Source organism: Nitratidesulfovibrio vulgaris str. Hildenborough (assembly GCF_000195755.1).
In the GTDB taxonomy this organism is placed as follows: Bacteria; Desulfobacterota; Desulfovibrionia; order Desulfovibrionales; family Desulfovibrionaceae; genus Nitratidesulfovibrio; species Nitratidesulfovibrio vulgaris.
The window spans coordinates 767787-781196 of the sequence record NC_002937.3 but is presented as its reverse complement, the minus strand read 5'-3'; the positions used below and the strand labels follow the sequence as shown (position 1 = coordinate 781196).

9 protein-coding genes and 1 tRNA gene are annotated in these 13410 nt (G+C 63.1%); 6 read left to right on the top strand and 4 right to left on the bottom strand.

What is annotated here, in order from left to right; translation table 11 throughout:
- Window positions 1-246: 246 nt before the first annotated feature.
- On the bottom strand, window positions 247-2436 hold the full coding sequence (locus DVU_RS03330; protein WP_010938002.1) for a malate synthase G: 2190 nt from the start codon (window positions 2434-2436) through the stop codon (window positions 247-249).
- A gap of 241 nt (window positions 2437-2677) precedes the next feature.
- On the opposite strand from DVU_RS03330, the gene DVU_RS03325 reads away from it, so the two are divergent.
- Entirely contained in the window at window positions 2678-5134 is a 2457-nt protein-coding gene (locus DVU_RS03325; protein WP_010938001.1) for a methyl-accepting chemotaxis protein, read from the top strand.
- A gap of 264 nt (window positions 5135-5398) precedes the next feature.
- On the opposite strand, the gene DVU_RS03320 is transcribed toward DVU_RS03325, so the two are convergent.
- From DVU_RS03320 to DVU_RS03315, 3 genes are all read right to left on the bottom strand, one after another.
- A tRNA-Ser gene (locus DVU_RS03320) sits at window positions 5399-5490 on the bottom strand.
- 56 nt (window positions 5491-5546) lie between these two features.
- A complete protein-coding gene (locus DVU_RS16760) occupies window positions 5547-5969 on the bottom strand; it encodes a response regulator (protein WP_223295136.1) in 423 nt (140 codons plus the stop codon).
- Entirely contained in the window at window positions 5966-7225 is a 1260-nt protein-coding gene (locus tag DVU_RS03315; RefSeq protein WP_223295135.1) for a PAS domain-containing protein, read from the bottom strand. The genes DVU_RS16760 and DVU_RS03315 overlap by 4 nt, the downstream gene beginning before the upstream one ends.
- A 176-nt stretch (window positions 7226-7401) precedes the next feature.
- Here DVU_RS03315 and rfbC point away from each other — a divergent pair, with 176 nt between their 5' ends.
- From rfbC to qrcC, 5 genes are all read left to right on the top strand, one after another.
- Window positions 7402-7974, top strand: a complete 573-nt coding sequence (gene rfbC / locus DVU_RS03310) for a dTDP-4-dehydrorhamnose 3,5-epimerase (RefSeq protein ID WP_010938000.1) — start codon at window positions 7402-7404, stop codon at window positions 7972-7974.
- Window positions 7971-9389, top strand: coding sequence for a mannose-1-phosphate guanylyltransferase/mannose-6-phosphate isomerase (locus DVU_RS03305; RefSeq protein ID WP_010937999.1), 1419 nt, complete (start codon window positions 7971-7973; stop codon window positions 9387-9389). The genes rfbC and DVU_RS03305 overlap by 4 nt, the downstream gene beginning before the upstream one ends.
- A gap of 514 nt (window positions 9390-9903) precedes the next feature.
- Window positions 9904-10536, top strand: coding sequence for a menaquinone reductase multiheme cytochrome c subunit QrcA (qrcA, locus tag DVU_RS03300; RefSeq protein ID WP_010940677.1), 633 nt, complete (start codon window positions 9904-9906; stop codon window positions 10534-10536).
- A gap of 15 nt (window positions 10537-10551) precedes the next feature.
- Window positions 10552-12627, top strand: coding sequence for a menaquinone reductase molybdopterin-binding-like subunit QrcB (qrcB, locus tag DVU_RS03295; RefSeq protein ID WP_010937997.1), 2076 nt, complete (start codon window positions 10552-10554; stop codon window positions 12625-12627).
- 12 nt (window positions 12628-12639) lie between these two features.
- Window positions 12640-13407 carry a menaquinone reductase iron-sulfur cluster-binding subunit QrcC gene (gene qrcC / locus DVU_RS03290; RefSeq protein ID WP_010937996.1) on the top strand — a complete coding sequence of 256 codons (768 nt, stop codon included), beginning with the start codon at window positions 12640-12642 and terminating at the stop codon, window positions 13405-13407.
- The last annotated feature ends 3 nt before the right edge of the window (window positions 13408-13410 follow it).

Sequence of the window (13410 nt, the reverse complement as noted above, 5' to 3'; positions counted from 1 at the left end):
ACTTGCAGCAGCCACGATCACGAGTTCCAGCTTCACGCTGTCTGCCTGCCTTATCAGCGACCTGAAGGCGGACTCTCGCCAGAACGAGAGTCCGCCCTTCATGGAACATGCGCCGCATCTTGGTGCACACCGGGCAGAAGACCGGCTGTCATCGTGCTGGCGCCTGCGCGAATGCAACACGGGGACGCGCGACCTCACAGGAGAAGCCCCCCGCCAGCATCACGCCTTGAGGCCTTCCGCACGTCGCTACCGGGTGAGACTACGCGCCTTCACCTCGCGCCTGCGGGCATGGAGGATGGGTTCGGTATACCCGTTGGGCTGGCGCGCCCCCTCGAACACGAGGTCGCATGCCGCCCTGAACGCCACGCTGGAACCGGGGTCGGCAGACATGGGCCGGTAGCCCGGTTCATCCTTGTTCTGCCTGTCGACCACGGTCGCCATCCGTAGCATGACGTCACGCACCTCGTCCTCCGTGCAGATGCCATGGCGCAACCAGTTGGCGATGTGCTGGCTGGAGATACGCAGGGTGGCCCTGTCTTCCATGAGACCCACGTCATGGATATCGGGCACTTTCGAGCAGCCTATCCCCATCTCGACCCACCGTACCACGTAGCCGAGGATGCTCTGGGCGTTGTTCTCCAGTTCTTCGCGCACTTCAGCGGGCGAGGGACGCGCCTCACCCATGAGCGGCAATGCCAAAAGGTCGTCCAGCGACGCCCGGTGACATCCGGCAAGTTCGCGCTGACGCGCGAAGACATCCACCTCATGGTAGTGCAGGGCGTGCAGCGTCGCCGCCGTTGGAGAGGGAACCCACGCGCAGTTGGCCCCGGCACGCGGGTGCGCCCCCTTGGTGGCGACCATCTCCGCCAGCCTGTCGGGCTTGGGCCACATGCCCTTGCCTATCTGGGCCTTTCCGCCGAAACCGGCGGCAAGCCCGGTGTCCACGTTCCAGTCCTCATAGGCGAGCATCCAGCGCTGGGCCTTCATGTCGTTCTTGCGCACGACGGGCCCCGCCTCCATGCAGGTGTGTATCTCGTCGCCCGTACGGTCGAGGAAGCCAGTATTGATGAAGATGATACGCTGCGAAGCCACCCGTATGCACTCCGCAAGATTGAGCGTGGTTCGCCGTTCCTCGTCCATCACCCCCATCTTGAGGGTATTGCGCGCCATGCCGAGGATGTCTTCGATGCGTCTGAACTGCTCGCAGACGAACGCCACCTCTTCGGGGCCATGCAGCTTGGGTTTGACGATGTACACGCTGCCGGCTCCGCTGTTGCGATGACGCCCCGCACCGCGCAGGTCGTGCAGCCCGATGCAGGCGGTGACGAGCCCGTCTAGGATGCCTTCAGGAATCTCCTGCCCTGCCGCGTCGAGCACGGCGTCGGTGGTCATGAGCAGCCCCACGTTACGCACCAGCATCAGGCTGCGCCCCGGCAGGGCATACGCTGCCCCGCCCGGTGCGGTGTACGTCCTGTCTGCTGCCAGACGCCTGAAGACGCTGCGCCCGCCCTTGTCGAACGAGGTCTCAAGGTCGCCCCGGAACAGTCCAAGCAGGTTGCGATAGGCGAGGGCCTTGTCTTCGGCATCGACGGTGGCCACGGAATCCTCGCAATCGAGGATGGTGGTCACCGCCGACTCGAGCACCACATCCTTGAGTCCCGCAGGGTGGGCAGCCCCCACCGGGTGCCTGCGGTCGAACTGCAATTCGACATGCAGCCCGTTGTTGCGCAGCAGCACCGTCGTCGGGCGCTCTCCCCCCGTATAGCCGGCGAACGCATCAGGATGCAGCAGGCCCGTCACCGTACCGTCGGCACAGAGGGCCGACAGCTTGCGACCCACCGGTGGCCCGGTCAACTCGTAGCGCACCACGTCGGCATGCCTCGCCCCGGCCAACGGGAATGTCCTGTCGAGGAACGCGGCGGCATACGCCACCACCTTCGCGCCCCGCAGGGGATTGTAGGCAGCGCCACGTGCAGCCCCGTCGCTGTCGGCAATCACGTCGCTGCCGTACAGGGCGTCGTAGAGGCTGCCCCAGCGGGCGTTGACGGCATTGAGGGCATAGCGGGGGTTGGTCACGGGCACGACAAGTTGCGGCCCGGCGATGGTCGCCACTTCGGGGTCGACCCCCTGCGTTTCAACCGCGAGGTCCTGCGGTGCGGGAAGCAGATAACGGATGTCTTCGAGAAAACGCCTGTAGGCTGCGGCATCGTGCGGCCGCCCCTGATGCTCCTTGTGCCATGCGTCTATCGCCGCCTGCATGTTGTCCCGTCGGGCCAGCAATTCGCGGTTACGGGGGCCGAGGGTGCCGACAAGCTCTTCCAGCCCCGCCCAGAAGATGGAGGGGGAGATGCCGGTGCCCGGCAGAATCTCGCGTTCGATACAACGGTGCAGGGGTTCGGCCACAGCGAGGCCGCCTTCACGTATGCGTCCGGTCATGGTCTTCTCCGCTTGGTAGGCTCCTTCGATTGATGAAGAGCGGGCAGGTCGCGCGACCTCGCCATTCCTGTCCGCCACCTTACGCCAAAACCCCTCCGGAACACCACCCCGTGCGCCACGCGCCCCATCCGGCCCCTATGTTGCCGAAGTGTCATGAAATGATTGTACAACAATATCATGTCCACCGCTTTCCGGGCTGGAGTATCCTCACCTGTATGCGCCCCGACGCCGGAGGTATGTCATGCACCTTCTCGATTCCATGCGTAACAGGCTTCTCGTCCTGTTCCTGCTGGCTGGCCTCGCGCCCGTCATCGTCATCGGTCTGTGGGCCGCCACATTGAGCAGTGATGCGCTGATGCGGCAAGCCTACGACAGCCTCACGGCCATCCGCACCATCAAGGGCAACCAGATGCGACTCTTCTTCGAAGAACGTCAGCAGTTCGTCCTGACCGCTGCCCGTTCGCCCTGGCTGGGCCCTGCGTTTCGAGACCTTGCGACGACATTCAATGCTGCGGGCGGTGTGGGGGGCGGTTTCAAGGGATACGCCAACGGCAGGTTCGATGCCCCGCCAGTGTACAAAGCCGTACATGACAGGCTGCACAAGGGCTTTGCCGACTTCGTATCGACCACAGGCTTCTACGACCTGCTGCTGGATGCCACCAAGGGTGACGTGGTCTATTCCGTGGCCAAGGAGAACGACTTCGCGTCCGCAGCCGGAAGCATCGACACTCCCTTGCGCGACGTATGGCGACGAGTGATGCAGACCGGTCAGCCCGCCATGTCGGACATGAAGCCCTACGAGCCCTCCCAGGGGGCTCCCGCCATGTTCGCCGGAGCCCCTGTCACCTTCGACGGGACGGTCGCAGGCGTCGTCGTCCTCCAGATTTCCAACGAGCAAATCAACGCCATCATGCAGGAACGTTCCGGCATGGGCACATCCGGAGAGACCTACCTCGTCGGCCCCGACAAGCGCATGAGGTCAGATTCATTCCTCGATTCCAAGGGACGCACCGTCAACGCCTCGTTCGCGGGAACGGTGGAACGCAACGGCGTCGACACCGAAGCCAGCCGCGACGCACTGACGGGCACGTCGGGCGCGCGCATCATCAACGACTACAACGGCAACCCTGTGCTTTCGGTCTACGCGCCGCTCAAGGTCGGTGACACGACTTGGGCACTCATCGCCGAAATCGATGAAGCCGAAGTCCACCAGCCGGTGCGTACCCTGAACCTTGCCCTCTCGGGCGGGGCGTTGCTTGTGGCCCTTGTCATGCTCGGGGTGGCGTGGCTGGTGGCGCGTTCGGTCACGCGACCCGTGGCGTCCATCCGCGACTTTGCCGCCAACATCGCCAGCGGTGACCTCGACGCACAACTCGCCGGGGACTTCAGGGGGGAACTCCTCGAACTCGCCGAAGCCATCCGCCGCATGGTGACAGAACTGAAAGAACGCCTCGGCTTCGCCACAGGGGTGCTGCGGGCCATTCCCATTCCCGTGGTGACCACCGACAGGCAGGGTGACATCACCTTCGTCAACGACCATCTCATCACCTACATGGCCGAACCCAGGCCGGTCGAATACTGGTCGAAGGGACGCAAGGCCGAAGAGCTTTTCGGAGATGAATGCCCGACATGCTCTGCCCTCGCCATCTCGCACGGCAAGGAGACCCAGACCGAAGAGAACCTGCGAACCAAGAAGGGAGACCTGCGCACGGCACGGCTGACGGCAGCCCCTCTCCATGACCGCGACGGCAACGCCATCGGCGCCATCGTCCTCTTCCTCGACCTCACCGACCTCAAGCGGCAGGAGGAGGCCATACGCCGCACCAACGAAGCCATCTCCAAGGCCGCTGACCACGCGGACTCCATCTCGCAGCAGGTGTCATCGGCCGCGACGGAGATAGCCTCGCAGGTCGAAGAGTCGGCGCGAGGGTCCGACATCCAGCGCGAACGCACCACGGAGAGTGCCACCGCCATCGAGGAGATGAACGCCACGACCATGGAGGTGGCGCGCAACGCCTCACTTGCGGCGGAACAGGCAGACACCGCCATCAGGCAGGCGCGTTCCGGTGAAGAGGTGGTGCAGCGGGTCGTCGATGCCATCGGCACGGTGCGAGAACGCTCCGAGACCCTCAAGCACAGTCTTGAGACCCTTGGCGTGCAAGCCGACGCCATCGGTCAGGTGATGGTGGTCATCAACGACATCGCCGACCAGACGAACCTGCTGGCCCTCAACGCCGCCATCGAAGCGGCCCGTGCGGGCGAGGCGGGACGAGGGTTCGCCGTTGTCGCAGACGAGGTGCGCAAGCTTGCCGAAAAGACCATGAACGCCACCCGGGAGGTGGGCGAGGCCGTACACGCCATCCAGTCCGGCGCACGGGGAAACATTCAGGAGATGGACAAGGCGGCCGAGGCAGTGGGCGAGAGTACGCGGCTTGCCGGAGAGGCGGGCAAGGCGCTCGGCACCATCGTCAGCATCGTCGAGACGACTGCCGACCAGGTTCGGAACATCGCCACAGCGGCCGAACAGCAGTCCGCCGCCAGCGAAGAGATCAACAGGGCCAGTGACGAGATAAGTGCCATCGCCTCCGAGACGGCACAGGCCATGGCGCAGTCCGCCGAAGCGGTCACGGAACTGAGCCGCCTTGCACAGGAACTGCGCGAGGTCATCCGGGAGATGGTGCAGGTGGGGCAGCAGTAGGCTGGCACCGGAATCAGAAAGGAACCCGCAATTGTCGCAGGCAGTTGCGGGTTCGCTTCGTTACGATGGCAGAACGATGACTTGCGGAAGATGGGGCACGGCCTGCAAGCTGCGCTTCGTTGCCCCCAAAGTTGCCCCCCAGTTGCCCCGGCTGTCAACGCGATTTGCTGTCACTCGCTGTCACTCCCCGCCACTCGAAACACGCATAAACATAAGGCCCGCAAGCGCTTTTTGGCACTTGCGGGCACTCTGTAAACATCGTTCTGGCGGAAGGGGAGGGATTCGAACCCCCGGTGGGGTTCCCCCCACAACGGTTTTCAAGACCGCCGCAATAAACCGGACTCTGCCACCCTTCCGCATCTGCCCCCGCAGGGGCATGTCCGGGGCGTTATGCCCTCTGGCGCGCTCCCGGTCAAGCCGGAGATGACGCCGAAGCGCACTCCGCCGCCCTGCGCGCACGCTGCAGGTGCTTCAGCAGCATGTTGCAGAGATTGTCTGAATTGATGGGCTTGCCGATGTAGTCGTCCATGCCTGCGGCAAGGAACTGTTCACGGTCGCCTTTCATGGCATGGGCTGTCATGGCGATGATGGGCACGTTCTTGTCCGTGATCATGTTCCCGGCCTGACGCACACTACGGGTAGCTTCGATACCGTCCATGACCGGCATGGCGATGTCCATGAGTACAAGGTCGAACCGCTCGCGTTGCAACGCGGGCAGCACTTCGGTGCCATCGGTGACGGTGTGTACCTCGTAGCCCTGCTTGGCAAGAAGCTTCTCGATGAACATGAGGTTCATGGGATGGTCCTCGGCGACGAGGATGCGCGCCGGGGTCACGGGCTTCTGCGGCTGACGCGCCAGTTTGCGGTCGTCAGCGGCACCGTCGAAGGAGGCGCGTTCGAACGACGCCGTGAAGGTGAACGTGCTGCCGCTGCCCGGAGCACTTTCCACCGTGATGTCCCCCCCATGAGCGTCGCCAGCCGTTTGCAGATGGCAAGGCCCAGCCCCGTGCCGCGATGCCTGCGCGACAGCGAACCATCGGCCTGCACGAAGCGTTCGAAGATATGCTCGCGATGGCTTTCCAGAATACCCGGCCCGCTGTCCGTGACCGAAAAACGCAGGAGTATCGGCTCGCCTTCGGCCGGAAGCGCGCCTTGGGCTGCATCAAGCTGCACGTCCAGATAGACCCGCCCCTGCTCGGTGAACTTGATGGCATTGTCCAGCAGGTTGACCAGCACCTGTCGCAGCCGCATGGGGTCGCCCACCAGCCCGTCCGGCACCTCTTCACCGATGCGGAACCCGAAGGCGAGGCCCTTCTCCTCTGCCCGGTGCACGAACATGGTGTGCAGGGTGGAGAGGCGTTTACGTAGCCTGAAGGCCTGACTGTCCAGTTCCACCATGCCGGCTTCGATCTTGGAGAAGTCGAGGATGTCGTTGATGAGCGCGAGCAGCGATTCGGCCGAATTCTGTGCCGCCTCGAGATAATCGCGCTGCTCATCGTCGAGGCGCGTATCGAGCGCAAGGTCGAGCATGCCGAGCACTCCGTTCATGGGGGTGCGTATCTCGTGACTCATGGAGGCGAGAAACTCGCTCTTGGCCTTGTCCGCGGCCTCTGCCGCCTCTTTGGCAACGCGCAGTTCGCGTTCCATACGCCGCGTGGCGGTCACGTCCCGCACATACTCGGCCACCATCACGACCTCACCAGCGGCGTTGTGTACCGGGAAGACCGTGATGGACCTGAAGGCCCGAATCTCGGGGTTGTAAAGCTCGATGCTCTTCTGCACGCCCGTATCGAAGACTTCGGCAATCTGACAGGCGTCGCACTGCTTCTCCCCCCTGAAGTAGCAGCCGTAGCACCGACTTCCGTGCCGTTCACCGCCAAGGTTCTCCCAGTAGAGGTCGTCACCCTTCCAGTTGCTGAACACGATGCTCTCGTTACGGTCGTGCACGGTGATCATGTCGGGAATGGAAAGAAGAATATCGCGCAACGTCCGTTCCCGTGCACGCAAGGCCTCAACCTCGGCCTCAAGTGCAGCGATGCGCGCATGGGCCGCAGTATCGCCTTCCCCGTCAGTGTGTAACTCTCTCGCCATTCCTCCCGCCCCCACGGTATTCACTGATATATAAAGAAAATCATGTTATGGAGATACAAACAATCAGCTACCTACCCCATCTGTCTGAGCACGGCAATAGACTCTTATTCTACCCCGCCTCTTCAAAAAAGGCGACGCCTCGGTTAGGGTGCTGAAAAACGCATGAAGGATGTCCTATGCACATCACAGAAACCGGACTTCCCGGGTTACGGCTGCTTACGCCACAGGCCCACCGGGACGAACGTGGCTTTTTTCTTGAGACCTACCGGGAGTCGTTCTTCGACACCCTGACGCACGGTCAGCGCTTCGTGCAAGACAACCACGCGCGTTCGGAAGATGCGGGTGTCCTGCGCGGGCTGCATTTTCAGCTTCCTCCCATGACGCAGGCAAAACTCGTCTGGGCCGTCCAGGGTTCCATCTATGATGTCGCCGTCGACCTGCGCGAGGGCTCGCCCACCTTCGGACGCTGGTTCGGCTGCACCCTCACCGCCGCATCGTTCCAGCGGATCTATGTGCCACGCGGCTTCGCCCATGGCTACATGACGCTCGAACCGGGAACGGAGGTCATGTACAAGGTCGACGCCTACTATGCCCCGGCACTGGAACAGGGGCTGCCGTGGAACGACCCGGACATCGGCATCACATGGCCCGACATGACACCCATCCTGTCTGCCAAAGACCAGCGGCACGGCACCTTCCGCGACTTTCGCACCCCCTTCAGCTTCACTCCCGACACGGAGCACGCATGAACGCGCAGTCCCCCGCCTGTCACGCCATCATCCTCGCCGGAGGTTCCGGCACTCGCCTCTGGCCCATTTCGCGCTCTCTGTTCCCCAAACAACTCATCGCGCTCAATGGCGACCTGACCCTGTTGCAGGAGACCCTCAAGCGCGCGCTCACCCATTTCCGGCCCGACCACATCCACGTCGTCACCAACGAAGAACACGTCTTCGAGGTCCGGGCGCAGGCCCGCACCCTCGACCCGCGTCTTGAAGCCGGTGTCATCGCCGAACCGCGCGGGCGCAATACCCTGCCCGCCATCCTTCTCGGCCTCGACGCCGCATGGCGGGCCACCGGAGGCGAGACACCGCCCACCATCGCCGTCTTTCCGTCCGACCACATGCTGGGCGACATCCCTCGATGGCAAGCCGCCCTCGATGAGGCGACACGCCTTGCCGATGACGGCTGGTTCGTCACCTTCGGCGTACCGCCCACGCATCCCGAGACCGGCTACGGCTACATCCGTCGCGGCGACAGCATCGCAGACAGGTCGTTCGAGGTCGAAGGTTTCGTCGAAAAGCCCGACCATGCCACAGCTACGGCCTACCTGAAGGATGGCCGCTATTTCTGGAACAGTGGCATGTTCGTCTTCAACGGCCAGTCCCTCATCGAAGCCGTGCACGCGCACCAGTCCGACCTTGGTCACTGGTGGGAAAGCAGGGGCGACCGTCCGCTCATCGAAGGCTATACATCCATCCCCTCCATCTCGGTGGATTACGGCATCATGGAACACGCCAGCCGCATCGCCGTCGTGGAGGCGGACTTCGGCTGGGACGACCTCGGCAGCTGGGAAGCCCTCTACCGGTTGGGCAAGAAAGACGAATCGGGCTGCGTGCGCCGCGGTGACACCATGGCCCTCGACTGTGAAAACTCCATGCTCTTCTCGAGGGGCGGAAAGCTTGTCGGCATCGGCCTCAAGGACATCGTCGCCGTGCAGACCCGTGACGCCACCCTCGTGTGTGCCCTCGACAAGACGCAACGGGTGAAGGATGTCGTTGAACTGCTCAAGGCCGAGAGCAGTTCGCTTGCCGAAGTCCATCTCACCGTGCACAGACCGTGGGGCAGCTACACTGTTCTCGAAGAGGGCAAACTCTTCAAGATCAAACGCATCACCGTGCTTCCCGGCGCGCGCCTTTCCCTGCAGATGCATCATCACCGCAGCGAACACTGGGTCGTCGTCAGCGGGGCGGCACTGGTGCAGGTGGGCGAGACCGAGACCCTCCTCACCGAGAACCAGTGGGCCGTCATCCCGCGCGGCGCCATGCACAGGCTATCGAACCCCGGCAAGATTCCGCTGGAACTCATCGAAGTGCAAAGCGGCCCATACCTTGAGGAGGATGACATCGTCCGCTTCGAGGACGTCTACGGTAGAAAGCCGAAGTAGAGGCACATACTGGCAGGACGCAACTCGACGGCGGATGGCGAGGCTTCACCATCTGGCGCGCCAACCGCGTCAGAAGCAGGTGCGCAGGGCCGCCTGCAAGAGCGGCTGCGCCTGCGCCCCTTCCGGCATCATCTGCCCTAGATACGCATCGAAGTTCTCGGGCAGCGTCTTTCGAACGTGTCGTATACCGACTGTCACGCGAAAGATGCCAGCCTTTCTTTCAGACGCATCGACATGCAGGGAGTCTGCATGTCGAACGCGACAGGGACAGGTCCGCCCACGGTCATCCTATAGAGACTAGGGGGGCGGTTCCGGGCCTGCGTTTGACATGACGCACAATATGCGCCTCTCATCCAGCCCCTGACGCCCTCCAATGATGACAGTCCATTAGCTGAAATACTCGCTAGTTCGTGAAATATTTCACCTTGACAAGGTTTCTCGCAGCCGCCTATTAAGGTTGCTTGGCAAGTGTGGGCTATCGTTATCCATCTTCAAACCTGCTGAGGCGAAGGGTATGGAGGACAGGCAGTTAACCAATGCAGACAACGAAAACGGTCGCAAATGCGCATGTGGTGGCGCAGCGCCGTTCTTCGTCGGCCTGGTCGTCGCGCTGGTCTTCGGTTGGTGGGCATTCCCGGAAATGCTCTACAGCCAGAAAGAACAGCCGATCCGGTTCAGCCACAAGGTCCATGTCAATGATGCTGGCATGGAATGTAAGCAGTGCCACAGCCTGCGCGAGGACGGGTCCTTTGCTGGCCTGCCCTCCACCGCGAGCTGTGCCGAATGCCACTCCGACGTCCTCGGGTCCGACCCCGAAGAGGCGCGGTTCGTGGCTGAGTACGTGAAGTCCGGCAAGGAAGTGAAGTGGCTGGTCTACCAGTATCAGCCCGACAACGTGTTCTTCAGCCATGCGGCGCACTCTCTGGACGGCTGCAACCAGTGTCACCAGTTCTCGGAGAGGGAGCTTTGCAATCTCTGCCACCTCGACGTGGCGGATTCCGACAAGGCCCCGACCCACTACGAGAACAAGCTTACCGGTTACAGCAAGCAGACCATGAAGATGTGGCAGTGCGAGCGTTGCCACGCCAATGAGAACCACCTTGGCGTGACCAACTCCAGCAACGCCTGCTTCGTGTGCCACAAGTAACAGAGGGGTGGTGCAATGGCACTGGACAGAAGAGGTTTTCTCAAGTTCATAGGCGGCGCCACCGCAGGCATCCTCGCCACTCCCGTGGTGTGGAAAGGCCTCGATGACGTATCCATCTGGTCCCAGAACTGGTCGTGGATCCCCCGTAACATCAAGGGGGCCAACAGCTACGTTCCCACTGTCAGCAAGCTCTGCCCCACCGGCATAGGTGTCCGGGTACGCCTTGTCGACGGCCGCCCCGTGCGCGTCATCGGCAACCCCGAACACCCGCTGAGCAAGGGCGGCGTGTCTTCCATCGCTGCCGCCGAAGTGCAGATGCTCTACAGCCCCGCGCGCATGAAGCGCCCGCTGAAGCGTTCGCCCGACGGCGCGTATGTGATGATCTCGTGGGAAGAGGCGGAGGCCATGCTGCTTGACGGCCTCAAGGCCGCCAAGGGCGGCGACGCCCTCGCCTGCATCTCCGGCGACGACAACGGCACCATCAACGAACTGCTCTCCGCCTTCGTGCAGCAGAGCGGTTCGAAGAGCTTCTTCCTCATGCCCGGCGAGGCACAGCCCGCCGCCAAGGCATGGGACCTCATGGGCGGCGAAGGGCAAATCGGCTACGACATCGAGAAGAGCGACTTCGTGCTCGCCATCGGTGCCAACGTCCTCGAAGCATGGGGAACGGCCATCCGTAACCGCCATGCCTTCGGCGCCAGCCACCCGCACGGGGCCGAGCCCACGGCGCAGTTCGTCTATGCCGGGCCGGTGCTCAACAACACCGCCACAGGCGCCGACGACTGGCTGCCCATCCGCCCCGGGACCGAATCGGCCTTCGCCCTCGGTCTGGCCCATCTGCTCATCAAGGCGGGGGCATCGTCCTCCGCTCCCGACTTCGACGCCTTCCGCAGTCTCGCCGCCTCCTTCTCCCCCGAGAAGGTCGCCGCCCAGACCGGTGTCGACGCGAAGGCCCTCACAGCCCTTGCACAGGCACTCGCCAAGGCGAAGCATCCTCTGGTCATCGTGGGTTCCGAATTCAGCCAGGGCGCAGGCGCTGCCCCCGTCATGGCTGGCATCGCCCTCAACATGCTGCTTGGCTCGGTGAACCGGGACGGCGGCCTGCGGGCCCTGCCCGTGGCCAGGAAGGTCGTTCCCGCAGGCATGGACCGCAAGGCCATGCTGCAGCAGGACCTCACCCTGTGGGCCTCCGCCATTGCCTCCGGCAAGGCCAAGGCTCCCAAGGCCATGCTGGTCTACGAGGCCAACCCGGTCTACGCCCTCCCGCAGGGCTCGGCCTTCAAGGACACGCTGGCCAAGGTTCCCTTCAAGGTGGCCTTCACCAGCTTCCTCGATGAGACCGCCATGCAGTGCGACCTCGTCATCCCCGTATCCATGGGGCTTGAACGACTCGACGACGTATGCACGCCCTACGGTTGCGGCGAAGTCGTCTACAGCCTCGCCACGCCCGTAACGGCTCCCCTGTTCGACACCAAGCCCGCCGGTGACGCGCTCATCGCCCTCGGTGGCAAGCTTGGTCTCGACCTCGGCGTAGCCTCCTTCGAAGACATGCTCAAGGCCAAGGCAGCCGCCCACGGTGCCGACTTCGACAAGCTGGCCGAGGGCACCGCCTTCACCAGCCGCGCGACTGTAGGTGCCAACCTGTCGTTCCGGCCCGACGTACTCTCCAAGGCGCTCGACGTGAAGGCCCCCGCCCTTCCGCTGGCGCTCGCCCCGGTCATGAAGCTGAACATGGGCACCAGCAAGACGGCCATTCCGCCGTTCAACACGAAGACCATCCGCCGCTGGGAAGTTCAGGGCAAGGAAGGCTACGTGATGCTGAACGGTGCGACCGCCCGCAAGCTGGGTCTCGCTCAGCATGACCGCGTCGTGCTGTCCAACCCCACAGGCAAGGTGACGGTCCGCGTGAACATCTTCGAAGGTGTCATGAACGACACCGTGGCGATGCCGCTCGGCTTCGGCCACACCGCCTTCGACGAGTTCAGCAAGGGCAAGGGCGAAAACGTGATGCACCTGCTTGCACCCAGCACCGAGCCTGTTACAGGGCTCGCGGTTTGGACCGGTGCCGGCGTCAACATCGCCAAAGCATAAGGAACGTACGTCATGTCTTCTTTCAAGGAATTCAAGATCAAGTGGGGGATGGTCATCGACCTCGACAAATGTACGGGCTGCGGCGCGTGCATGGTTGCCTGTCAGGCCGAGAACAACATCGCCCCGCAGCCTGATGCCAGCAACAAGCTGAAGTCGCTGAACTGGCTTGTGGTGTACGAACTCAACAACGGCAAGCCGTTCCCCGAGCACGACGTGGCCTACCTGCCCCGTCCGTGCATGCAGTGCGGCAAGCCTTCATGCGTGTCGGTGTGCCCTGTCGTGGCGACCGACAAGAACGAGGAAGGCGGCATCGTCAGCCAGGTGTACCCGCGATGCATCGGTTGCCGGTACTGCATGGCCTCGTGCCCCTACCATGCCCGTTACTTCAACTGGTTCGACCCCACGTGGCCCGAAGGTATGGACAAGACCCTCACCCCCGACGTCTCCGTACGTCCGCGCGGTGTCGTGGAAAAGTGCACCTTCTGCCACCACCGCTTCATGCAGGCCAAGGATAAGGCCCGTGTCGAAGGACGCGACCCCAGCGCCCTGCGTGACGGTGACTACGTGACCTCGTGCACCGAGGCGTGCCCCAACGGCGCCATCATCTTCGGGGACTTCAACAACCCCGAGCATCGTGTGCATGAACTCCACAAGAGCAAGTATGCCTTCAGGCTGCTCGAACGCCTCGGCACCGACCCGCAGGTGTACTACCTGAGCCGCCGTGAATGGGTGCGTCGCCTTGGCGACAACTATCTCGAACACGAAAAGGTCAAGGGGTAGGTC